The organism is Streptomyces sp. NPDC005266, assembly GCF_040607655.1.
Lineage (GTDB): Bacteria > Actinomycetota > Actinomycetes > Streptomycetales > Streptomycetaceae > Streptomyces.
This window is the reverse complement of the sequence record NZ_JBEXHC010000028.1, coordinates 48,272-70,791: the sequence shown is the minus strand read 5'-3', so window position 1 is coordinate 70,791 and position 22,520 is coordinate 48,272. Positions and strand designations below refer to the sequence as shown.

The following is a 22,520-nucleotide window of genomic DNA, read 5'->3' as shown; positions in this document are numbered from 1 at the left end:
CGGATGTCGCCCGCCGCCATGGAGACCGCGGAGGCGCTGGCCGCGCTGCGGGCGCTCGGCACCCTGCCGCCGCGCCAGCGCCAAGTGGTCGTCATGCACTCCTTGGAGGGCATGAGCTACCGGGAGATCGCCCACGAACTGGGGATCTCGATCGGAAGCGTCGGCAGCAATCTCCACAAGGCCCGCGAGCGGCTGATCATGCTGCTCGACGTCTCTCCCGAGCTCGGCCCCGAGGGCGAGCGCCTGCTGAGCACCGGCCGGCTCGACCCGCTGTCTGCCGTGCTGTGCGGCACCGCCGAGTGGCTGCGGGACGGCCTGGGCACCGAGCACCGGGGGCGGCACTGATCGCCGCCGCCCGCGCCGTGTTGGCCCTGGCGCTGCTCGCCGGCCTCTACGCGCTGGTCGCGGTGATGGTGGGGCTGTGGGTGGCCTTCCTGGTGCTGGCGTGAGGGAGCTCCGGATCGCCGACGACCGCTACGCCCCCGACCCCGGTCATCATGGGGTGCGCCGCGTCCGCCCCGATCCTCGTCGGCCTGGTGTGGGCGTTGATCCGCACCGCGCGGCCCGCCGCCCCGCGCGACGACACGGTGTGGGTCAGCCGACGTGGGGCGCCCGCTCTGTGGGCCACGGTCGAGGAGCTGGCCCTGGCCGTGGGCACCCGGCCGCCCGACCACATCCGGCTGACCGCCGAGGTCAACGCGTCCGTCACCGAGGACGCCTCGTTCCTCGGCCTGGCGCCCGGCGAGCGCACCCTCTGCCTGGGCCTGCCCCTGCTGGCGGCCCTGTCGCCCGCCGAGCTGCGCGCCGTCCTCGCCCATGAGCTGGGCCACTTCTCCCGCCGCCACAACCGCTTCGGCGCCCTCGCCCACCGCGGTACGGCCGGGCTCCTCGCCGCCCGGCAGGCCATCCAGGACGCGTCGGCCGCCAACGACCTGGTGCGGACGTACGCGGCGGGCCCGCGGCTGCTCCTCGGCCTCTATGCGCGTCTTCCGCCGGCTCACCCGCCCGGTCCGCCGACGGCAGGAGATCGAGGCCGACCGGGAGGCCGCCCGGGTGGCCGGGCCGCGGACCGTCGCCGACGCGCTGCGCTCCACGGTCGCGCTGGAACAGGCGTGGCGGGCGTTCACGGCGGACTTCCTCACCCCGATGCGCCGGGCGTACGGGTGCGTACCCGACGACCCCTTCCGCGTCTTCGCCCTGATGGTCGAGGCCCCCGAACTACGGGAACCGCTGGCCGCCCTGCGCGAACGGGTGGTGGACCGGCCCGCCGACCCCGACGACCCGCATCCGGACCTGGCCACCCGCCTCCGCCGGCTGGAGCGCGTCCCGCCCCGGCCGCCGCAGCCCGCCCCGGACGGCCGCGCCACCGAACCCCTCCCCGTACCGTCGCGGTACGCCGCCGAGCTGGGCCGCGCCCTGCTCCCCGGGGCCGAGGCGCGCCGCCTGCCCTGGCGCGAATGGCTCGGCCTGCTCGCCGAACACCGGGCGAGGCGGGCGCTGACTCCGCTGGCCGAGGCGGTGCGGACGGTCGAGGGGGCCGAGAAGGCCGACGGGGCCGAGAAGGCCAAGAAGGCCAAGAAGGCCAAGAAGGCCAAGAAGGCCAAGAAGGCCAAGAAGGCCAAGAAGGCCAAGAAGGCCAAGAAGGCCAAGGGGGCCGAGAAGGCCGAGGGGGCCGAGGGGGCCGAGGGGGCCGAGCTGACCATCCACCGAGTACTGCGGCTGCTGGACAGCGGCCGCCGTATGCCGCTCGCACGCGCCCTGAACTCCCTGCTGCCGCCCGACGAGCGCGCCGATCGGGACCCGCTCGGCCTCCTCGCCGACGCCCTCGCCGTCCTCATCGGAGCCCATCTGGTCGCCCGCTCCCCCGCGTACTGGACGATGGACTGGACCGGCCCCGGCACCCTCGTACCGCCCGACGGCATAGCTCCCGAGACCATCCGCGCCTGGGCCGACACCGCCGTACAGCTGCCCGACCAGACCCAGCGGCTCGGCCTGCACCTCGCCACCCTGGGCGTGGACGAACGCGCCCCGCTGCCACCCGCCCGGGCCGCGACGGACAGCGCCGCGCCCCGGGACGAACCGCGGCGGATCACCATCGCCCCCGGGGTGACCGGGCCCGCCCGCCGCCGCATCACCACCACCGGGGCGCTGGCCCTCACCGTGCTGCTGGTGATGACGGGCCTGTCGTACGCGCTGTGGGCAGGCCGCGACGAGCCGGCCTACCCCGGCGCCCCGGGGGCCCGATGGACACAGCAGCCCGGCGGCTACCACTACAGCCCGGTCCCCGCCCCGGTCCCGACCGACCGCCTGCCGACACCGTCGTACCGGCTGCCGTCGCCCGCACTGCCGAGCCTCGACATCGGGTCCCTTGTGCCCCGGCGTACGCCATGAGACCGGCGTCAGCCGACGGCGTCGGCGTCGCGCGTCACCGGGGCCCCGGCACCGGCACCGACATCGGCACCGGCAGCCGGAGCGGCAGCCGGGGCCGGGGCGGCAGCCGCAGCCGGGACGGCAGCCGGAGCCGGAGCGGCAACCGGAGCCGGAGCGGCAGCCGGAGCCGGGACAGCAGCCGCGGCGGCAGCCGGGGCCGCGGCGGCAGCCGGAGCCGGGACGGCAACCGGGGCCGGAGCGGCAGCAGGGGCCGGGGAAGCAGCCGCGGCCGAGGAAGCAGCCGGAGCCGGAGCGGCAGCCGAAGCCGGGACAGCAGCCGCGGCGACAGCCGGAGCCGGGACGGCAGCCGGAGCCGGGGCGACAGCCGCGGCCGGGACGACAGCCGCAGCCGGGACGACAGCCGCAGCCGGGACGACAGCCGCAGCCGGAGCGACAGCCGGAGCGGCAGCCGGGGCCGGGACGGCAGCCGGGGCGACAGCCGCGGGCCGGGGTCGCAGCCCGCGGCCCAGCGCCGCGTAACCTGCGGCGGCCACGACGCCCACCACCGCGCTGCCCGCCCACAGCGCGTCCGCGCCCAAGTGATCGATGACCGCTCCGCCCGCCAGCGGCGCGGTCAGCGCCGCAAGGGACCACGACAGCACGTAGACCCCCTGGTAGCGGCCCCGCCCATGGGTGGGCGAGAGCCGCGCGACCAGCCCCATCTGGGTGGGGGAGTTGATGATCTCGCCAAGCGTCCAGACGGCCACGGCCACCGCGTACATGCCCACCGAGCCAGCGAAGGCGGTGAGCCCGAAGCCGCATCCGGTGAGCAGCGCGGAAGCGGCCAGCAGCGGCGCCGGATCGCGATGCTCGATGAACCGCGTCACCGGGATCTGCACGGCCACGATCAGCACACCGTTCGTCGCGATCGCCAGACCGAAGTCCGCACTGGACAGCCCGTCCGCCCCCATCGCCACTGGCAGCGCCACAAACCCCTGCTGGAACAGGGTCGCGACCAGATACGACAGCGCGACCACGGCCATGAACCGCCGATCGCGCAGCACCGTGCCCAGCCCGACCGCCGGCTCGTCCACCGACTGCCCCGCGGCGTCCCGGTCCGGACGCGACTCCGGCAGCTTGACGAAGACGATGAGCGCGCACAGCAACGTCATCCCGGCATCGGACAGGAAGAGCGCCAGATACCCATGCCGGGCGATCAGCCCCGCCGCCATCGCCGAGAACGCGAAGCCCAGGTTGATGGCCCAGTAGTTGAGCGAGAAGGCCCGCAGCCGGTCCTCGGGGGCGACGATGTCGGCCATCATCGCCTGCACCGCCGGCCGTGACGCGTTGCTCGTCACCCCCACCAGACAGGCCACGGCAGCGATGGCGGCCGGGCTCTGCACGAATCCCAGCACGGCGACCGTGACCGCCGTCGAGAGCTGCGACACCAGCAGCGTGGGCCGCCGCCCCAGCCGGTCGGTCAGCACCCCGGCGACCACCGCCGACACCGCCCCGCCCAGGCCGTGCAGCGCCCCGACCAGACCGGCGAACGTCGCCGAGTAGCCGCGCTCGACCGTGAGGTACATCGCGAGAAAGGTCGCGACGAAGCCACCCAGCCGGTTCACCAAGGTGGAGGCCCACAGCCACCAGAAGGCCCGGGGGAGCCCCGAGACGCTCTCCTTCGCGGCCTGTCCCAGTCGGGCGACGGACATCGGACGACTCCCCCATGTAAGTGGCACCAGCGGCATCGGCGACTTACCGCCGCTCCTCCCCGGACCGCCATCGAATTGACGGGGTCCGTCAAGCGAGCGCCTCCAACCGACAAACGAGCCCCGCCACCCGGTCCAGTAGGCTCGACCACATGGCCGACGCACCGTACAAGCTGATCCTCCTCCGCCACGGCGAGAGCGAGTGGAACGCGAAGAACCTGTTCACCGGCTGGGTGGACGTCAACCTGAACGAGAAGGGCGAGAAGGAGGCAGTCCGTGGCGGTGAGCTGCTGAAGGACGCCGGCCTGCTCCCCGACGTGGTCCACACGTCCCTCCTGAAGCGCGCCATCCGCACCGCGCAGCTCGGCCTCGAGGCCGCCGACCGCCACTGGATCCCGGTCCGTCGCAGCTGGCGGCTGAACGAGCGCCACTACGGCGCACTGCAGGGCAAGGACAAGGCGCAGACCCTCGCCGAATTCGGCGAGGAGCAGTTCATGCTGTGGCGCCGCTCCTACGACACCCCGCCGCCCCCCATCGAGGACGGCTCCGAGTGGTCCCAGAGCGACGACCCGCGCTACGCCTCCATCCCCCCGGAGCTGCGGCCGCGCACCGAGTGCCTCAAGGACGTCGTCGACCGCATGCTGCCGTACTGGTACGACGGCATCATCCCGGACCTGATCGACGGCCACACGGTCCTGGTCGCCGCCCACGGCAACTCCCTGCGCGCCCTCGTCAAGCACCTCGACGGCATCTCTGACGCCGACATCGCGGGCCTGAACATCCCCACCGGCATCCCGCTCTCCTACGAGCTCGACGCCGACTTCCACCCCCTCAACCCGGGCGGCACCTACCTTGACCCGGACGCGGCGAAGGCCGCCATCGAGGCGGTCAAGAACCAGGGCAAGAAGAAGTAAGCGCCCACCTTTAGCCCCCGACCTGCGGTTTTTTCGCGGGGCGGGGGCTTTTTGGTGGGGCTGGGCCGTCTCCGGGACCTCAGGGCCCAGACGCTGCGACCGTCATCCGGGTACGCCGTGCCTCCGTCGCCGAGCGACTGGACGGCGGCCTGGAGCCGGTTGCGCAGGCGCTCCTGCAGCATCTCGAAGACCTCCTGAAGAGGTTCGACGCGCTTCCAGGCATTCCGGGGCCGTGCTGTCCAGGACTGTTACTGCAGGGCTCGCAGGGCTGGTGGTCGTATCAGCGCGACAGCGGCCACTGCGGTCCGTCCGGGTTCCCGAGCCACACCACCTGGGCCTTGCGGCCGGCCGTCACCCCGAAGGCGGCCCTGTTCGGTGAGCCGTACTCCTCCCAGATGGCCACCGCTGACTCGATGGCGTCCCAGAGGCGGCGTGGGCCGCCCTGGCGGTTCACATACAGGCAGCCGGGCAGGGAGGTGAGGATCCCGCCCAGCCCGTAGCGCGCCTGCGCCACGGCGAATCGCTCGTCCTGCTTGTCGAGGTGAGGGAAGGCGAACCCGGAGGGACGCCGGTATGCCGGGCACGACGGACGGCCCTGTGTGTGGCGAGTCCCCGCAGCTGTCCTCCAACTCGCCTGCGCGGCTTCCGGGGCTCCGCCCCTGGCCGAGCGACGGTTGGGCCGTGGGCGCCGGACCCGAGCGGCGGCCTGTCTTCAACTGGCCATGGGCAGGGCGGCGCCTACCGGGGCGCGGGTCATGCGCCTGTCTCCTGGTGCTGCTTCGTTCTCGGTTTCCGGCCGGTGGTCCGGCAGGGCTTCGCATGGGCGTCGGGACGAGAACTGCGGGGCGCCCGGCCGGATTGGGGTCAACGGGTGGCGTAATCGGCAAGGACGGGTTCGAGCTGGTCGAAGACATGGGCGGCTTCGGCGGTGAGGGTGGCGGCGATCGCGTCGTTGTCGTGACCGGCGAGGGTGAGTTCCTGGATGCGGGTGAACAGGAGGCAGTGGGCGGCGGCGAGTTGGGCGGCGGCGGCGCGGGGGGCGATGTCGTCGGGGGCGGCGTCCGTGGCGGAGGCGAGAGCTTGGGCGAGGTTGTGTTCGCGCTGGTCGTGAAGTTCGCGCAGGCGGGCGGTCAGGGTAGGACTCTCGGCGATCATGCGGGAGAAGGCCGGTCCGGCGAAGCCGGCGACGGGGTCGCGGGCTTCGAGCGCGGCATCGAAGGCACGACGCAGGGCGGTAAGGGCGGATTCACCGTCGCCGCGCTCCGTGACGGTGGTGGCGAGGCTGTTGGTGAATGCCTCGTGGTGGTCGAGGGCGAGATCTTCCTTGCGGGCGAAGTAGTTGGTGACCGTCTTCTTGGCGACGCGGGCGGCGGTGGCGATCTCGGCGATGGTCGTCGCCTCGAAGCCTTGCTGCATGAACAGGCGTGTGGCGTGATCGGAGATCAGCTGCCGGGTCTCCTGCTTCTTGGCCTCTCGGAGGCCCGTGGGTTCGACGCTCATGAGGGCAACTTTACTACCGAAGTAAATTTCTACTTGACGAACAATCGACCCCGAGTATAACTTTACCCCCGTCATAAGTTTTCACCTGGGGGGGACCTCGTATGCGCCGCACCACCAATGTCACCACCGGCATGACCGCCACCGTTGCTGCCGCGTTCCTGGCTGCACAGCGCGGCGGGACGGGCCCGGAACGCACCTCCGCTCGTTCCAGCAGGAATATGGCGGCAGCCACCCGTGCGATCAAGCCGAGCCGCGGCAGCGCCCGGGCACGCCGCACCCCCTGAGCGGCCCGCACCGCCTGCACCACATGCACGACCAGCCCACACCAGCCGTCACAGAGGGAGCTCCTCATCAACATCACCGCCTCCACCGTGTCCCTGACCGTCGACGACGTCGCCGCCTCAAGCGACTTCTTCGTCAGCCACTTCGGTTACAGCCAGGTCATGGCCGCGGACGGCTTCGCCTCCCTCGCCCGTGAGGACGCTGCGGTCGATCTCGTGCTGCTCCAGCGCGGCACCAAGGTCCTGCCCGCGGACCAGCGCGACCAGCGCGCCGCCGGCCTGATCGTGGCGTTCACCGTCACCGGTATCGCCGAACACGAGGCCCGTCTGCGGCAGGCAGGGGCACCCATCACGATGCCGCTGCGCGAGGAGCCGTGGGGCGAGCGCCTCTTCCAAGTCACGGACCCCAACGGCGTCGTTGTCCAGCTCGTCGAGTGGACCGCGCCCGCCGACGCCTGACCCAGCCACAGCGCAGAAGGCCCCTGGACCAGGACCCCTCTGCGCAGACCGAAGCAAGCGGGGCAGCGAGTTGCCCTATCGATTGGAGAACTGCATGGTTCCCAGCACCACCACTTCAGGCCGCGTCTGGTTCATCACCGGGGCATCGAGCGGCCTGGGCCTGGCCTTCAGCCAGGCAGCCCTGGAGGCCGGCGACCGCGTCGTCGGCGCCGCCCGGCGGACCGAGACACTCACCGCTCTCGCCGCCGAACACCCCGGCCGGCTGATCCCTCTGCCCCTGGACGTCACCGATCGCGAGTCGGTGTTCGCGGTGGTACAGCAGGCCGCCGCCGCGTTCGGTCGGCTGGACGTCGTCGTCAACAACGCGGGCATCATGAGCATGGGCGCCGTCGAGGAGTTCACCGAGGCTGACGCGCGCACGTTGCTGGAGACCAACTTCTTCGGCGCGCTCTGGGTCACCCAGGCAGTTCTGCCGCACCTGCGACGGCAACAAGGAGGCCACCTCGTGCAGATCTCCAGCGTCGGCGGGATCATCGGCTTCGCCACCAGCGGGATGTACAGCGCGAGCAAGTGGGCGCTGGAAGGGATGACCGAGGCGCTTGCGCAGGAGGTCGCGCCGTTCGGCATCAAAGTGAGCATCGTCGAGCCCGGTGGGTACGCCACTGGTCTCTATGCCGCGATGCGCACCCAGCCTGCTCACGAGGCCTACGCCCCGCTGCACGCAGCCCTGGCCGAAATGTGGCAGGACGCCGAGGACGCCGATCCGGCCGACGCAGCCAAAGCCCTGCTCGCACTGGTCGACAGCAAGGAGCCGCCCCTGCGGCTGATCCTAGGCAGTGCGATGTACGACGTCGCACAGCACAGCATCGAACAGCGCAAAGAGGTATGGGCGAGCTGGGAAGCCGTCAGCCGCGCCGCCGGGTGAACTGGGCTGCACGCAGGGCTCCGTCGCAGGCGGTGCGAAAACGTTCGACGGATGCTACGGCGGGTGACCGGGAGTCGCAGGTGGAGCCGTCAGGCTGTGTGGACGAGGCGGCCCGGGACGGTGAACGGGGTGCCCGGCGAAAACCCGTAGTCATGCACCTCAGCCTCCACGACCACATGATCATCCATGGGTGGTGCGTTGATCACTTGAGGGCTACACGTCGCGAACGTCCCCGCCTTTGCCAGGAGCCGGTGCTAGCCGCTGGTGTGGACCGGATCGATGCACGTAACCGGTGCACTGCCGCTGGCCGATCCGGCTAGAGCCACGGATCAGAAGCGCCACCGAGATTGTGGCCTGGTGCTCGGACGGAGGAAAGTGGCCCGGTGCCATTGGCAACAACTACGTCCGCAACCGCAGCAATGCCTCGATCTCCATCAACTACGACTTCAACGGCGACGGTCAGATCCAGTGGTGGAATGAGCAGGTCGCCCGCCTCAACGAGGGGCAGGCAGCGACGCTCAACCCCAATTCCCGATACTTCTACTGCCAAGGCGACCACCCCAACCCCTGACCAGCGGAGACACGGCCTGAAAAGCGGAGGGTCAGGACACCGGGCCTGCTACGGGGCTCCGTGCGAGACATCAGTTCCTGACACCGACGTCCGCGCACGTCGGTGCACGCCCGGCGGAACGACGGCGTTGCCGGTGACTGGCCGCGCCTGAGGGACCTTCTGTCAGCGTCGACCAGTAGCCTGCGACGACCATCCCCGGCACGCCTGGAGGGTTCGTGGAAGCTACCGCTCTCGTCAGTCCCGATCGGTTGTGGTCGGCGCAGGAGGTCCTGGTGCGTCCGAGCCCTGTCCCCGCGGCGGCAGGGGTCTACGGGTGGCACTTCAAGCAGCCGCCCCACCCGGACCTGGACGCTGGGTGCCTGCTCTACGTCGGGATAGCACCGCGGTACATGGCGAACCGGACCAGCACGCAGAACCTGCGCAAGCGGGTGCGCTACCACTACCGGGGCAACGCGGCTGGCTCGACGCTGCGGCTCACCCTCGGATGTCTGCTCGGACTTGAGCTGCGCCGCGTGGGCAGCGGCAAGCGCATGACCTTCGGCAAGGCCGACGAGGCCACCCTGAGCCAGTGGATGGCGGACAACGGACGGGTGTGCTGGATCGAGCAGAGCGAACCGTGGGACCTGGAGTCACAGCTCATCTCCCAACTCGACCTCCCGCTGAACCTCGACCAGAACCGCCACAACGCGTTTCACAGTCGCTTGAAAGAGCTACGGGCCCAAGCCCGCCATCAAGCACGGGACTTGCCTATCAGCTCGTAGGCCAACGGATGGGCCGACGGCCACTGCCTGGGCCGCCTCTGGGCCGTCCGAGGCCGCTCAACAGTGGCCAACAACGACCAACGGCGACCATCCGGTCGCCTATGAGCACTGCCCTGACCAGCAAAACCCAGCTCATCAAGATCCCCGGCAAGACCCAGGGCAAGAAGAAGTAACACAGACTGACCAAGCCCGCTACCCGCGGTTCCCGCGAGTAGGGGGCTTGTCGCCGCGCTGGCGCACCGGTACGGCGCCGGGCCGCTGCGAGAGCGGCTCGGCGCCGTGTGTCATCCGGACATCCGGCCGTGACTACTGCACGTCAACGAAGTCGCCGGTCGCGCTGACCGCCGGGGTGGTGGAGGTGCCTGCGAAGTTCCAGCGCCAGTAGCCGTCCGCGGACGCGGTGGCCGTGGTCTTCAGGTCTCCCGTGCTCGAGGTGTTCACGGTCTTGACGGTGGTGTAGGTGCTGGTGCCCGCCTTGCGGAACTGGAGCTTGACCGGCTGATTGGCGTAGCCCCGGTAATCAAGCGTGTCCCAGTTGGCCCGGGTGAGCTTGCCGGTGATCGTGAGGGTCTTGCCCTTGGCGATCGGCTCGGGGCTCGCGTTGACGGTCAGCTTGGAGTGCCGCTGAAGGCGGGTGGTGGTGTAGGCATACCGCTCGGCCCAGCTGTCGTCGTTGGCGGACACCTGGACACCGACCTTCCACGTGCCGGCGTCGGCGTTCGTGACCCACCAGTCCGGTTCAAAGGTGAAGGTCTTCGAGCACGTGGACGTCGTACTGCTGGAGGCGACGCAATCCGCGGGAGTGGTGTTCTCGTTGGGCAGGATGTTGTCGGGGCTGTCATGGGGGTCCGAGCCGTCCGGGCCCCGCCACAGGTAGAAATCCGCGTCCCAGATTCCTGACGGGTCGGTGGCGGTCACCGAGACCATGATCGTCTTGTCGGCCGTGTCGACCACGATGTTGTCGCCACCGTTGACGACGACGCTGCTGATCTGGATGTCGCCCACGGTTTCGTCCGCGTTCGCGGCCGGAGCGGCGACGCTGCCCAACGCGGCGGCAGCGGCGAGCGCGGCGATGATTCCCGGCCTGTGTCTTCGTACCCATTCCCTCACATACTCAAGAGGCGCCTGCCGAACGGACATTCGACGGGCGAATGAAGGCCACACCTTAACCGACAGTGGGTTTGGGCGGCCTTGGTCAGGGCGGGGGCCGGAAGTTCGTCGGCCTCCGGGTAGAGGATGGCCTTCGCCTCGGCCAGGTTGGCGGCGAACCCGTGGGGCTCCCACTCGTAGTCGTTCCACCGCTCGATGGCACGTGGCGCGTCCGGGTTCAGGTGGGAGGCCTTGGGGCCCCGTCGGGGACGACAGGCGCGGCGCGAAGTCGGCCGACGTTCGCGTCACGGCGCTCCGCACAGTCCTTTAGCGGTTCGTCGTCCACCGCTGCCGTTCCTTACCTCGGTGAGGGCTGTCTGAGGTGCGGCACCTCGACTTCTGGGACGGTGACGCACACCACAGTTGACGTCAGGGCCGGATGGTTGCGGGCAGGATGCCCGTGAGCAGCCGAGCCCAGGAGAAAGGGCCGTCGTGATCCTCCTTGTACCGGTGGTATTCCTCGCTGCCATCGCGATGGTGATGTTCTTCCTGCTCCGGTCCCTCGGAGTGGTCTTGCCAGGGAACCGGCACTGGTCCGGATGGCGCCGCGTGGTCGTCGCTGCCGCCTATGCCTGCGCAGCCACGGCTGCGGCCTCTTACTCGTTGGGGGCCATCAGTCTGATGTCGACCGTGGCCGTGGCGCAGGACGGCGGGGCGGACTCGGCTCCGTTCCCCTACAACCACCCGTGCAGGACCCAGTTGAAGGGGTCAGTGGACTATGACGTCCACTTCCTCACCCTGCGCACCGTGTGCGTCATGGAAGACGGAGGGCGTAAAGCAGTGGAGGACGTACCGCAGGGGGTTCGGGTGACGGCAGCGGCATCGGCAGCCTGCGCCGTCGTGTTGACGGGGATCGTATCGGCCGCCGGAGTCCGTCATGTGCGCCCGGCCGCCAGCGGGCGCCGCTAGTGCTGCGACCGTAAGCGATCACCTGGGTGGTGGCGAGGCCGCGGGGCCCGGACGGGATTCGGATCACCGGGACGCTGTCCCCGCCCGCCGAGGCGGCAGCATCATCGCCCGACGGAAGCGCGCCGTGCTGGTGCTGCCCCGCCGCACGATCCGCTGGGTACGGAAAGCGGGACCCGGGGGCATACCCTTCCCCGGTACCCCATAAGCTCATGTCATGCCCGCTACCTCGTCGAACCGTCCGATCGGTTCGGCGACCCGGGGGACGACCAATCCGAATCGGCTGCGGCGGATGGACCGGTGGATCGCCGACGCGCACGGGGCGGTGTTGCGGCGGGTTGAGGCGCCTGTCGCGGTGGATCTTGGATATGGGGCCGCGCCGTGGACGGCCGTGGAGTTGCTGGACCGGTTGCGGACGGTGCGGGCCGGGGCCCGGGTGGTGGGGGTGGAGATCGACGCGGCGCGGGTCGACGCCGCGCGGCCGTATGAGCGTGACGGGCTCGCGTTCGCGCACGGGGGGTTCGAGGTGCCGCTGCCGGGCGGGGCGCGGCCGGTGCTCATCCGGGCGGCGAATGTGCTGCGCCAGTACGAGGAGGGCGAGGTCGCCGCGGTGTGGCGGCGGTTGTGCGGGCGGCTGGCGCCCGGTGGGCTGCTGGTGGAGGGCACCTGCGATGAGATCGGGCGGCGGCACGTATGGGTCGCGCTCGACGCCACGGGGCCGCGCACGGTGACCTTCGCGGCGCGGCTGGGTTCCTTGGAACGCCCCTCCGACCTGGCCGAACGGCTTCCGAAGGCGCTGATCCACCGCAATGTGCCGGGCGAGCCGGTGCACGCCTTTCTGCGCGACTTCGACCGGGCGTGGGCGGCCGCCGCCCCGTATGCGTCGCTGAGCGCCCGGCAGCGTTGGATACGCAGCGCCCAGACGCTGCACACCGCGGGCTGGCCGCTGGTGGACGGCCCTCGGCGCTGGCGTCAGGGGGAGATCACGGTGAGGTGGGAGGCTCTGGCACCCCGCGGCTGATCCCTTGCCTGGCGCCTGGCGCCTGCGTGGGCTTACTTTCTCGTCTCCTCGGCCGCCATCGGCGACTCCGCGTCCGGGTCCGCCCCCGCCGCGTATTCCTCGCTGATCTCCTTCGGTCCGAAGGGCCACACCTTCTCCGCCCGCGCCCAGAGCAGGAACGCCACACACCCGGCGGCGACCCAGGCGAGGGACCATTCGATGGGGTGCCGGCCGGGGGAGTTCTTGTCCGCGTAGCCGTAGATGACCAGCCAGCCCACCAGCGCCACCAGGCTCGGCAGTGGGTAGAGCCACATCCGGTACGGCCGTCGCAGTGTCGGCCGGCGGCGGCGGAGGACGGTGACGGCGAGGACCTGGGCGAGGGCCTGGACGATCACCATGACCGTGGTGAGCAGTTGGATGAGGGTGGCCAGGTCGGTGTGGCGGCCGATGAGGAAGCCGGCCGCGGTGACGACGCCCATGGTGGCCAGGCCCAGGACGGGGAAGCGATGGCGCGGGTGAAGTGTGCCGTACGGGCGGAAGAAGACGCGCTCGCGGGCGGCGTCGTACGGGACCCGGGAGCCGCCGAGCAGCCCGGCGAAGACGGAGGCGAAGGCGGTGATGAGGATGAGGACGGTGACGACGTCGGCCGCGCCCTTCCCCCAGGTCTGCTCCAGCACGGCGGAGGCGACGGACTGGGAGGCCGTCGAGCCCGGGGCGAGCATGTGGTGCCAGTCGACGACGCCGAGGGTGCCGATCTGCAGCAGCAGGTAGATGCCCATGATGCCGAGGATGGAGGCGACGATCGCGCGCGGCAGGGTGCGGCCGGGGTGCTTGATCTCGGCGCCCATGTAGGCGGCGGTGTTGTAGCCGAGGTAGTCGTAGATGCCGATGGTCAGGCCCGCGGCGAAGCCGGTCCAGAACTGGCTGGTGTTCAGGTCGAAGGCGTGCGCCGGGTAGGTGAAGGCCTGGTCCGCGTCGAAGTGGGTGAAGGCGGCGACGATGACGAGGACGACGGAGGCGATCATCACGCACCACATGACGGCGGTGATCCTGGCGATGTGCTCGACCCCGCGCCACAGCAGCCCGACGACCAGGGCGATGACGCCGAGCCCGACGAGATCGCCCTGCGTCTGTGTCATGCCGTGCCACAGGTAGCCCAGATACTGCACCAGGCCGACCACGCCGGTGGACATGATCAGCGGGATGAACAGCATCGCCGTCCAGACGAACAGGAACGGCATGAGCCTGCCGCTGCGGTACTGGAAGGCCTGGCGCAGATAGACATAGCTGCCCCCGGCCCCGGGCAGCGAGGCGCCGAGCTCGGCCCAGACCAGCCCGTCGGCGAGCGCGAGCACGGCGCCCGCGAGGAAGCCGATGACGGCCTGCGGTCCGCCGAAGGCGGCGACCATGAGGGGGATGGTGACGAACGGGCCGATGCCGCACATCTGGCTCATGTTGATGGCGGTCGCCTGGAACAGGCCGATGCGGCGGACGAATCCGCCCTCTGGGGTGCCGGGCATCTGGACCTCCCTTGCTCGCCGCTGCTTCTCGCCGCGCGAGTGTGATTAAGTTAAGTATCTTTACTTGACCCGTCAAGGGCATCAAGGGCTGGGGGAAGCCGAGGGAGGGCCGCCATGACGGATGCGCACGGGGACGACGCCGCCCCCTGGAACCGGCAGCGACTGCGCAGCAACAACGAACGCATGCTGCTGGCCCGGCTGCGCGCCGAAGGCCCCGCCTCCCGCGCCCAGCTCGCCCGCGAGACAGGGCTGTCCAAGCCGACGGTCTCCAGCGCGCTGGCGGCGCTGGAGGAGGCGGGTCTGGTCCGGGAGGCGGGGCGGCAGGCGCCGCCGGCGCGGGGCCGGGTGGCGGTGCTGTACGAGCCGGACCCGACCGCCGGATATGTGCTCGGGCTGGACATCGGCCGGTCGTGGGTGCGGGTGGCCGCCGCCGACCTGGACGGGACCGTCGTCGCCCGCGCGGACGTCCGTAACCGGGGCCGCAGCGCCGCCGCGATGGCGGACCTCGCCGTGGCCACCGCCCGGCAGGTCATAGCCGACGCCGGGGTGGACCCGGCGCTGGTCGCGCACGCGGTCGTCGGCGCTCCCGGGGTGTACGACCCCGAGCGGCGCCGGGTGCGCTACGCGGTCAATCTGCCCGGCTGGGGGCGTACGGGGCTGCTGGACCGGATACGCGAGGAACTGGGCACTCCGCTGGCCGTCTTCAACGACGCGAATCTGGCGGCGCTCGGCGAGTACACCTTCGGCGCGGGCCGGGGCAGCAGGCTCTTCGTCTACGTCATGGTCGGCACCGGGCTCGGCATGGGCGTGGTCGCCGACGGCCGGCTCTTCACCGGGGCGCACGGCGCGGCCGGGGAGATCGGCTTTCTGCCGCTGCTGCCGAACGGCGGCGGACCAGGTCTGGAGGACGCCGTCGCGGCGGACGCGGTGGTCCGGGCCGCCCGTGAGCTGGGCATGTCGGGGAGCGGGCCCGGGGAATCCGGGCCGCTGACCGCCAAGGCGGTCTTCGAGGCGGCACGGAAGGGCGCCCCGCCCGCGCTGGCGGCGGTACGGCTGGAGGGCGAACGGCTGGCCCATGTGATCGCCGCCGTCGCCGCCGTTCTCGATCCGGATCTGGTGGTCCTCGGCGGCGGCGTCGGCCACAGCGCGGATCTGCTGCTGCGCACGGTCGAGACCACCCTCCAGCGGATCGGCCCGCTGCGGCCGAAGGTGACCGGCAGCACGCTGGGCGAGGACGCGGTGCTGCTGGGCGCGGTGGCCACGGCCCTTGAGGACGCCCGGGAGCGCGTCTTCGCCCGCAGGCGCCCCTGACTCTGAGCCCTTGGCCCCCGCCCCTGAGCCCCTTGGCCCCCGCTGCGAGCCCTTGGATCCCGCCCCTGAGCCCTTGGATCCCGCTGCGAGGAGCCCTTGGATCACGCTGCGAGCCCTTGGATCACGCTGCGGGCCCTTAAACCACTGCCGAGGTCGCGGCGTCGGCGTCCGCCAGGATCCTCAGCGCCTCCTGCGACGCCGAGCCCTGCTCGGCCGTGTACGTGCACAGCACCTGCCCCGGATCCGCCGGCAGGACGAGCGCCTCGTACGCCATCACCAGCTCCCCCACCTCGGGGTGCCGGTAGCGCTTCGTACCGCGCGTCCGCTCCTGTACCGCCTGGGCCTCCCAGCGGCGCCTGAACTCCTGGCTCCGCTCCAGCAGCTCATGGATGACCCGGCACAGCCGCGCGTTGCCGGGCGTGCGCCCGATCTCCGCGCGCAGGCCGGCCACCGTGTCGTCGGCGACCTCGTCCCAGTCCGCGTGCACCTCCCGCGCCCGGGGGTCGAGGAAGACCAGCAGGGCCCCGTTGCGCTCGTCCTCCGGAACCGTCCCGAAGTCGATGCCGATGCGGGCGCTCAGCCTGTTCCAGGCCAGGACGTCCATGCCCGGGCCGAAGACGACGGCCGGGACCCTGCCGTCCATCGCCTCCAGCAGCCGGCGGATCTCCGGCCGCACCCGCGGGGGCGGGCCCGCGTCCACCCTGCCGCGCCGCCGCGGCAGGGTGATGTTGCGCAGGTAGGTGTGCTCGGACGGGGTCAGTCGCAGCGCCCGCGCCAGACCGTCGACCACCGAGTCCGAGACGGCCGGGGCTCGGCCCTGCTCGATACGGGTGTAGTAGTCGACGCTGATTCCGGCCCGCTGCGCGACCTCCTCGCGGCGCAGGCCCCGCACCCGGCGCCGGACGACCCCCTCCGGCAGCCCCAGCTCGGCCGGGTCGAGCGCGGCACGCCGCGCCTTGAGAAACGCCTTGATCTCCGGTTCGGAATGGCCCATCGGTCCATTATCCGCACCGCCCGGGGCCCGGGCCGGGTGGTTCCGGCAGACCCAGGTTGAGCCGGGCCTGGTGCGGCTACCCGGACGGAACGGAGGCTGTTGCCGAACGCACTGACAACGCACTGACACCGCACTGACAACGCACTGCCACGCATCGATACGCACGACAGCGGAGGCGCGATCCCATGAAGCGCAGGATCCTCGGCGGCACCGGCATCTCGGTCAGCGAATACGCCCTGGGCGCGATGATGTTCGGCGCCTGGGCCAATCCGGACCACGAAGACGGGGTGCGGATCATCCACCGCGCCCTGGACGCGGGCATCAACTTCGTCGACACCGCCGACATCTATTCGGCGGGCGAGTCGGAGGAGATCGTCGGCAAGGCCCTCAAGGGGCGCCGCGACGATGTCGTCCTGGCGACCAAGGCCCATGGCTCGATGGGCGACGACCCCAACCACGGCGGCAACTCACGGCGCTGGATCACCCGCGAGATAGAGAACAGCCTGCGCCGCCTCGACACCGACTACATCGACCTCTACCAGATCCACCGGCCGGACCCGGCGACGGACATCGACGAGACGCTGTCCGTGCTGTCCGATCTGGTGCGGGCGGGCAAGGTGCGGGCCGTCGGCTCCTCCACCTTCCCGGCCGAGCAGATCGTGGAGGCCCAGTGGGTCTCCGACCGGCGCGGCCACGTACGGTTCCGCAGCGAGCAGCCGCCGTACTCGATCCTGGCGCGCAGCGTGGAGGCGGCGGTCCTGCCGACCGCGCGGAAGTACGGGATGGGCGTGCTGAGCTGGGGCCCGCTCTCCGCGGGCTGGCTCTCGGGCCGCTACACCAAGGCGTCGGACGTCGACCTGACGGGCGGTCGGGCGGCGCTGGAGAAGAACAAGTTCGACCCCACGCTGCCGGAGAACGCCCGCAAGTTCGAAGCCGTCAGCGAGCTGTCCAAGCTGGCCTCCGACGCCGGGCTCTCGCTGCCGCACCTGGCGATCGCCTTCGTACGGGCCCATCCGGCCATCACCTCGGTGATCATCGGTCCGCGCACCATGGAACAGCTGGAGGATCTGCTCGCGGGCGCCGAGGTGGAGCTGAGCGAGGACGTCCTGGACCGGATCGACGAGATCGTGCCGCCGGGCACCGACCTCAACCGGGCGGACAGCTACTACACACCGCCCTCGCTGGCCGACAAGACGCTGCGCCGCCGCGGCCCGCAGCGCGGCTAGCAGCGGCCCAGGTGTGTTGTCCGGGGGCGCCCAAGCGGATGCGGTGAAGTTCGCCGCTGATCCTCGCCGTTCGGCGTGGCCGAGGGCTTGGACGCCGAGAAGGATCAGCACTTGACTTCGCCGTAACCGCTCAGGACAGGGGGCGCAGCGCTTCCAGCAGGGCGTCGATGAGCGTGCGGTCGTGCTCGTAGGTCAGCCGTAGCCGGGCCTCGGCCGGCGGCAGCCAGATGAGGCGGTCGACCTCGGGGTTGGGGACGAAGGGTTCGTCGTCGATCGCCTCCGCCGCCCAGTAGTGGACCACCTTGGGGCGGCCCTTGGCGACGTAGTGGAGGGTGGGCAGCGCCGCGCCGGGCGCGCAGCCCATGCCGGTCTCCTCCACCACCTCGCGGATCGCGCAGTGCAGCGCGTCCTCGCCGCGCTTCAGCTTGCCCTTGGGGTGCGACCAGTCGTCGTAGCGGGGGCGGTGGACCAGGGCGATCTCCAGCCGGCCGTCGCGCGGGGCGCGCCGCCAGAGCACGCAGCCCGCCGCGAGGACCGTTCCGCCGGGCACGCCGCCGCCCTCGCCGCCCGAGGTGTGGGAATTCCGCCGGTCCATTCGCCCTCTCGCCTCCCCGCTCGCAACTGTTGCCCGTGGTCGCGCCTGTGGTTGCCGTGTTCGCCCCTGTTGCCGTGTGCCCCGGCACCCCGTCAGGAGGCTCTTGCCGCCAGCCGACGCCAGATCCGGCCGAAGGCGAAGCGGGCCGCCTCGACCTCATGGCGCTGATCGGCGTGCAGCACCCCGAGCGCGTACGCCGTCGCCGGGGCGATCCGCGGCGTACGGGCGGCGGAGGCCGCCGCGGCGGCCGCCTCGGCGGCGTCGCGGTGGCGATCCAGCGCCTGCGCGGCGGCCAGCAGCCGTACGGACAGCGGTGGCTCGGCCTCGCCCGGCCCGGGGCCGTTCGGCCCGGGCCCGCCCGGGGCGGCTCCGCCCGGCTGCCGCCCCTGCTCCAGCACCTCCAGGGCGTAACGCCGCGCCCGCACCAGATGGCGCGCCTGATGCCAGGGCGCGTCCTGCCGCTCGCTGGCGGGCGGGGCGTCGGCCGCCGGGGTCGCGGCGAGGCCGTGGACCAGCGCCTCCGCGTTGTACGGAAGCCCGGCGCGGCCCAGCGGCAGCGCCTCGACCGCCTCGATCAGCCGCCGGTTGGCCAGCTCGGCGAGCGGGAGCAGCACCTGCTCGGCGCGACGCTCGGCGGTGGTGTGGTCGAGCGGTACCTCGGAGGCGAGCAGCGCCACGGTGTCCGCGACCGCGTGGAAGCGGGAGGAGCCGAGCGCCTGCAGGGCGGCGGTGTGGGCGCGGGTCCGGGCCAGGGTGAGCCGGCGCTCCAGCAGCGCGCCGGCGCGGGCCGCCCCCACGGTCAGCGCCCCGCCCCGGGGCTCTTCCTCGGCGTCGGCCCGCTGATGGGCCGCGCCGGACGGCCCGGATGTGCCGTGCTTGTCGCCGCGGCCGGAACGGTCGCCCCGCCGCCGTCCGGCCGGTGCCGCGTCCTGGTCGAGCGCGCCCTCGGCGCGGCTGTTCGCGTCCGCCGGACCGGGCCGCGGACCCTGCCCCCCGACAGGGTCCGCGGCTCCGGCGCCCGGCGCACCGGGCGCGAGCGAGACGCTGCGGCGCGCGGCGCGGGCGGAACGGGGAGCGGCGGGACCGCCGGCGGGACCGGACGAGCCGGAAGAGCTGGTGGAAGCCGGTGAGCCAGTCGAGCCGGACGAGCCGGTGGAAGCCGGTGAGCCAGTCGAGCCGGCGGGACCGGACGAGCCGGAAGAGCTGGTGGAAGCCGGTGAGCCAGTCGAGCCGGACGAGCCGGACGAGCCGGACGGACCGGCCGGCGCCTCGCCGTCGATCCCGACCGTGACCCCGCCGCGCGAGGCACGCGCGGGGCTCGTAGGGCTCGCAGGGCCCGGGGGGTCCGCGCCACCGTCGGCCGGGTCGGTGGACGCCGCGCCCTCACCGGCCGCCACCTCCCCCAGCGGCGGCCGGTCCGGCGGGCCGCCCGCGCCCGAGAGCCGGTGCAGGGCGCCGCGCAGCCGGGCCAGCCGCTCGGCGTACGCGTGCTCCTGCGCCAGGGTGCCCGACAGCCACGCCAGCTCGGCGCGGAGCTGGTCGGACCAGGCCGTATCGGTGAGCGGGCGGTAGACGTACAGCGCGCCGCTGATCCGCCGGGCGGCCCGGCGCAGCAGCCGGGCGGCCTCGGCCGCCTCCTCGACGTCGGACCCGCTCTCGCGGTGCAGCCGCAGGCTGCGCAGGAAGTCCGCGGCGTGGGCGTGCAGATAGGCCGACAGCACCTCCCCGGCCGTCGCCGGGACCGCCGCCGGGACGTCCGGCAGCAGCTCGGTCGTGCGCTCCGTCATGTCGTCGTACCCCCCGGGCCCCGGCGCGACGGAGCGGGGCGGGGTCCCGGGCGTTTGCCCGGGCCCCGTAATCCCGACCAGCGGCAGGTCATGTCGTTGAACCACGCCGTCGCCTCCGGGCGTCGATGAGCATCTCCTGAACATTCCGCAGCGGCTGACCGTCCGCGTCCGTGGCGTGCCGGGTCCATTCGCCGTCCGGTCCCAGATGCCAGGAGGCGGTGGAGTCGGACATGCCGGTTTCCAGCAGACGGTTGAGCGCGGCGCGGTGGGCGGGGTCGGTGACCCGTACCAGCGCCTCTATCCGGCGGTCCAGGTTCCGGTGCATCATGTCGGCGCTGCCGATCCAGACCTCCGGCTCGCCGCCGTTTCCGAAGGCGAAGACCCGCGAGTGCTCAAGGAACCGCCCCAGGATGGAGCGGACCCGGATGTTCTCCGAGAGCCCGGGGACGCCCGGCCGCAGCGCGCAGATGCCGCGCACCCACACATCGACCGGCACCCCGGCCCGCGCCGCTCGGTAGAGGGCGTCGATGACGGCCTCGTCGACCATCGAGTTGACCTTGATCCGGATGGAGGCGGGGCGCCCCGCCCGATGGTGCGTGATCTCCTTGTTGATCCGCGTGATCAGGCCGTCGCGCAGCGACTTGGGGGCGACCAGCAGCCGCCGGTAGTTCTCCCGCCGGGAGTAGCCGCTGAGCCGGTTGAACAGATCGGAGAGGTCCGCGCCGACCTTCGGGTCGGCCGTCAGCAGGCCCAGGTCCTCGTACAGCCGGGCGGTCTTCGGGTGGTAGTTGCCGGTGCCGACATGCGCGTAGCGGCGCAGGGTGTCGCCCTCCTGGCGGACCACCAGCGACAGCTTGCAGTGGGTCTTCAGGCCCACCAGGCCGTAGACCACATGGCAGCCGGCCTCCTCCAGCTTGCGCGCCCACTTGATGTTGGCCTGCTCGTCGAAGCGGGCCTTGATCTCCACGAGCACCAGCACCTGCTTGCCGGACTCGGCGGCGTCGATGAGCGCGTCGACGATCGGCGACTTGCCGGAGGTCCGGTAGAGCGTCTGCTTGATCGCGAGGACGTCCGGGTCGGCGGCGGCCTGCTCCAGGAACGCCTGGACGGAGGTGGAGAAGGAGTCGTACGGATGGTGCAGCAGGACGTCCCGCTCGCGCAGCGCGGCGAAGATGTCGGGCGCGGAGGCGGACTCCACCTCGGCGAGATCGCGGTGGGTGCCCGCGACGAAATTCGGGTACTTCAGCTCGGGCCGGTCGGACGCCGCTATGCCGAACAGCGAGGTCAGGTCGAGCGGCCCGGGGAGCGGATAGACCTCGGCGTCGGAGACCTTCAGCTCGCGCACCAGCAGGTCGAGGACGTACGGGTCGATGGACTCCTCGACCTCCAGCCGCACCGGGGGCCCGAAGCGGCGCCGCAGCAGCTCCTTCTCGAGGGCCTGGAGGAGGTTCTCCGCGTCGTCCTCCTCGACCTCCAGGTCCTCGTTGCGGGTCACCCGGAACATGTGGTGCGCGAGCACCTCCATGCCGGGAAACAGCTCCTCCAGATGCGCCGCGATCACGTCCTCCAGCGGCACGTACCGCCCGGGCGACGCCTCCAGGAACCGCGAGAGCAGCGGCGGCACCTTCACCCGGGCGAAGTGATCGTGGCCGCTCACCGGGTTGCGCACGACGACCGCGAGGTTGAGCGAGAGCCCCGAGATATAGGGGAAGGGGTGCGCCGGGTCCACCGCCAGCGGGGTCAGCACGGGGAAGATCTGCTGACGGAAGAGGGTGAAGAGGCGCGACTGTTCCTTCTCGGTGAGATCCGCCCAGCGGATCAGATGGATGCCCTCCTCGGCGAGCGCCGGGGCGACGTCCTGCTGATAGCAGGCGGCGTGCCGGGCCATGAGCTCCCGGGACCGGGTCCATATCAGCTCCAGCACCTCACGGGGCTGCAGCCCGGAGGCCGAGCGGGTGGCGACGCCGGTCGCGATGCGCCGCTTGAGACCCGCGACCCGCACCATGAAGAACTCGTCCAGATTGCTGGCGAAGATCGCGAGGAAGTTCGCCCGCTCCAGCAGCGGGGTCGCCGGGTCCTCGGCGAGCTCCAGCACCCGCTCGTTGAACGCCAGCCAGCTGCGCTCGCGGTCCAGGAACCGCCCCGTGGGCAGCTCGCCCTCCAGGTCCGGAAGGGAACCGTCCTCGTACGCGTCCAGATCGGCGTCGAGGTCAGGGTCCAGCGACCGCACCGGCGGGACGGCGACCGCGTGCGGCCGGTGGGCCGCGATCGAGCCGACCGAGGGCTGAGGCTGGGGCTGCGGGGGCACCGATGCCTGACCGCTGGAATCGCTCATGACCTCATTGTTCCGCGCCGGGACGCGATGTGGCGTGACCGCAGCGGGTGCGGGAGCGGCACGGAGCCTCCGGTTCGGCGAATTCGGCACAGCGGACTGCATTCAGTGATGCTTGCAACCGAGTCTGAATCGCCGGTAACGGAGACATGGCGCGTAGGAAATCGGGACCCATCCCGCAGGGGTCCCGGCGGTCCCGCCGGGTCCCGG

Annotated in this window: 22 protein-coding genes and 2 pseudogenes; 13 read left to right on the top strand and 11 right to left on the bottom strand. The window is 71.8% G+C overall.

Annotated elements, in window-relative coordinates; genetic code table 11:
- The first annotated feature begins 18 nt into the window (after positions 1-18).
- Entirely contained in the window at positions 19-345 is a 327-nt protein-coding gene (locus ABZU99_RS32460) for a sigma-70 family RNA polymerase sigma factor (RefSeq protein ID WP_356049573.1), read from the top strand.
- A 46-nt stretch (positions 346-391) separates the two neighbouring features.
- On the opposite strand, the gene ABZU99_RS32455 is transcribed toward ABZU99_RS32460, so the two are convergent.
- A complete protein-coding gene (locus ABZU99_RS32455; RefSeq protein WP_356049575.1) occupies positions 392-709 on the bottom strand; it encodes a hypothetical protein in 318 nt (105 codons plus the stop codon).
- Here ABZU99_RS32455 and ABZU99_RS32450 point away from each other — a divergent pair.
- Positions 651-815: pseudogene (locus ABZU99_RS32450) on the top strand (peptidase); the annotation flags it as partial. The gene ABZU99_RS32455 and the pseudogene ABZU99_RS32450 overlap by 59 nt on opposite strands.
- Before the next feature lie 163 nt (positions 816-978).
- A complete protein-coding gene (locus tag ABZU99_RS32445) occupies positions 979-2,391 on the top strand; it encodes a hypothetical protein (RefSeq protein ID WP_356049577.1) in 1,413 nt (470 codons plus the stop codon).
- A gap of 8 nt (positions 2,392-2,399) precedes the next feature.
- Here ABZU99_RS32445 and ABZU99_RS32440 read toward each other — a convergent pair whose 3' ends face one another.
- The gene (locus ABZU99_RS32440; RefSeq protein ID WP_356049579.1) at positions 2,400-4,082 is read right to left on the bottom strand and encodes an MFS transporter; all 1,683 of its coding nucleotides are present in this window, start codon (positions 4,080-4,082) and stop codon (positions 2,400-2,402) included.
- A gap of 149 nt (positions 4,083-4,231) precedes the next feature.
- On the opposite strand from ABZU99_RS32440, the gene ABZU99_RS32435 reads away from it, so the two are divergent.
- Positions 4,232-4,993, top strand: coding sequence for a phosphoglyceromutase (locus ABZU99_RS32435; protein ID WP_355945595.1), 762 nt, complete (start codon positions 4,232-4,234; stop codon positions 4,991-4,993).
- A 448-nt stretch (positions 4,994-5,441) separates the two neighbouring features.
- On the opposite strand, the pseudogene ABZU99_RS32430 reads toward ABZU99_RS32435, so the two are convergent.
- Both ABZU99_RS32430 and ABZU99_RS32425 read right to left on the bottom strand, forming a co-directional pair.
- A pseudogene (locus ABZU99_RS32430) lies at positions 5,442-5,567 on the bottom strand (ATP-grasp ribosomal peptide maturase); the annotation flags it as partial.
- Between the two features lie 290 nt (positions 5,568-5,857).
- Entirely contained in the window at positions 5,858-6,493 is a 636-nt protein-coding gene (locus tag ABZU99_RS32425; protein ID WP_356049581.1) for a TetR family transcriptional regulator, read from the bottom strand.
- 101 nt (positions 6,494-6,594) lie between these two features.
- Between ABZU99_RS32425 and ABZU99_RS32420 the strand changes: the two genes are divergently transcribed.
- The 5 genes from ABZU99_RS32420 (at position 6,595) to ABZU99_RS32400 (ending at position 9,490) form a co-directional block, all read left to right on the top strand.
- Positions 6,595-6,777, top strand: coding sequence for a hypothetical protein (locus ABZU99_RS32420; protein WP_356049583.1), 183 nt, complete (start codon positions 6,595-6,597; stop codon positions 6,775-6,777).
- A 66-nt stretch (positions 6,778-6,843) separates the two neighbouring features.
- On the top strand, positions 6,844-7,233 hold the full coding sequence (locus ABZU99_RS32415; RefSeq protein WP_356049624.1) for a VOC family protein: 390 nt from the start codon (positions 6,844-6,846) through the stop codon (positions 7,231-7,233).
- A 94-nt stretch (positions 7,234-7,327) separates the two neighbouring features.
- The gene (locus ABZU99_RS32410; RefSeq protein ID WP_356049585.1) at positions 7,328-8,158 is read left to right on the top strand and encodes an SDR family NAD(P)-dependent oxidoreductase; all 831 of its coding nucleotides are present in this window, start codon (positions 7,328-7,330) and stop codon (positions 8,156-8,158) included.
- 292 nt (positions 8,159-8,450) lie between these two features.
- Positions 8,451-8,729: a hypothetical protein gene (locus ABZU99_RS32405; RefSeq protein WP_356049587.1), complete on the top strand. Its 279-nt coding sequence runs from the start codon at positions 8,451-8,453 to the stop codon at positions 8,727-8,729.
- 272 nt (positions 8,730-9,001) lie between these two features.
- Positions 9,002-9,490: a GIY-YIG nuclease family protein gene (locus ABZU99_RS32400; protein ID WP_356049589.1), complete on the top strand. Its 489-nt coding sequence runs from the start codon at positions 9,002-9,004 to the stop codon at positions 9,488-9,490.
- 306 nt (positions 9,491-9,796) lie between these two features.
- On the opposite strand, the gene ABZU99_RS32395 is transcribed toward ABZU99_RS32400, so the two are convergent.
- Both ABZU99_RS32395 and ABZU99_RS32390 read right to left on the bottom strand, forming a co-directional pair.
- Positions 9,797-10,600 (bottom strand): calcium-binding protein, encoded by an 804-nt coding sequence (locus ABZU99_RS32395; RefSeq protein WP_356049591.1) that lies wholly within the window; start codon positions 10,598-10,600, stop codon positions 9,797-9,799.
- Positions 10,597-10,821: a DUF6087 family protein gene (locus ABZU99_RS32390; RefSeq protein ID WP_356049626.1), complete on the bottom strand. Its 225-nt coding sequence runs from the start codon at positions 10,819-10,821 to the stop codon at positions 10,597-10,599. The genes ABZU99_RS32395 and ABZU99_RS32390 overlap by 4 nt, the downstream gene beginning before the upstream one ends.
- A gap of 250 nt (positions 10,822-11,071) precedes the next feature.
- Between ABZU99_RS32390 and ABZU99_RS32385 the strand changes: the two genes are divergently transcribed.
- Positions 11,072-11,548: a hypothetical protein gene (locus ABZU99_RS32385; protein ID WP_356049593.1), complete on the top strand. Its 477-nt coding sequence runs from the start codon at positions 11,072-11,074 to the stop codon at positions 11,546-11,548.
- Between the two features lie 214 nt (positions 11,549-11,762).
- Entirely contained in the window at positions 11,763-12,566 is an 804-nt protein-coding gene (locus ABZU99_RS32380; RefSeq protein ID WP_356049595.1) for a class I SAM-dependent methyltransferase, read from the top strand.
- A gap of 32 nt (positions 12,567-12,598) precedes the next feature.
- On the opposite strand, the gene ABZU99_RS32375 is transcribed toward ABZU99_RS32380, so the two are convergent.
- The gene (locus ABZU99_RS32375; protein WP_356228103.1) at positions 12,599-14,065 is read right to left on the bottom strand and encodes an APC family permease; all 1,467 of its coding nucleotides are present in this window, start codon (positions 14,063-14,065) and stop codon (positions 12,599-12,601) included.
- Positions 14,066-14,179: 114 nt separating this feature from the next.
- Between ABZU99_RS32375 and ABZU99_RS32370 the strand changes: the two genes are divergently transcribed.
- Positions 14,180-15,376, top strand: coding sequence for an ROK family transcriptional regulator (locus ABZU99_RS32370; protein WP_356049599.1), 1,197 nt, complete (start codon positions 14,180-14,182; stop codon positions 15,374-15,376).
- A gap of 136 nt (positions 15,377-15,512) precedes the next feature.
- Here the strand turns inward: ABZU99_RS32370 and ABZU99_RS32365 are convergent, their stop codons facing one another.
- Entirely contained in the window at positions 15,513-16,370 is an 858-nt protein-coding gene (locus tag ABZU99_RS32365) for a helix-turn-helix transcriptional regulator (protein WP_356049601.1), read from the bottom strand.
- Positions 16,371-16,555: 185 nt separating this feature from the next.
- Here ABZU99_RS32365 and ABZU99_RS32360 point away from each other — a divergent pair, with 185 nt between their 5' ends.
- Complete coding sequence (locus ABZU99_RS32360) at positions 16,556-17,596, top strand: aldo/keto reductase (RefSeq protein ID WP_355945556.1); 1,041 nt, start codon at positions 16,556-16,558, stop codon at positions 17,594-17,596.
- A gap of 130 nt (positions 17,597-17,726) precedes the next feature.
- Here ABZU99_RS32360 and ABZU99_RS32355 read toward each other — a convergent pair whose 3' ends face one another.
- The 3 genes from ABZU99_RS32355 to ABZU99_RS32345 form a co-directional block, all read right to left on the bottom strand.
- On the bottom strand, positions 17,727-18,191 hold the full coding sequence (locus ABZU99_RS32355) for an NUDIX hydrolase (protein WP_356049603.1): 465 nt from the start codon (positions 18,189-18,191) through the stop codon (positions 17,727-17,729).
- Between the two features lie 92 nt (positions 18,192-18,283).
- A complete protein-coding gene (locus tag ABZU99_RS32350; RefSeq protein WP_356049605.1) occupies positions 18,284-19,978 on the bottom strand; it encodes a CHAD domain-containing protein in 1,695 nt (564 codons plus the stop codon).
- 88 nt (positions 19,979-20,066) lie between these two features.
- A complete protein-coding gene (locus ABZU99_RS32345; protein WP_356049607.1) occupies positions 20,067-22,313 on the bottom strand; it encodes an RNA degradosome polyphosphate kinase in 2,247 nt (748 codons plus the stop codon).
- Between the last annotated feature and the right edge of the window lie 207 nt (positions 22,314-22,520).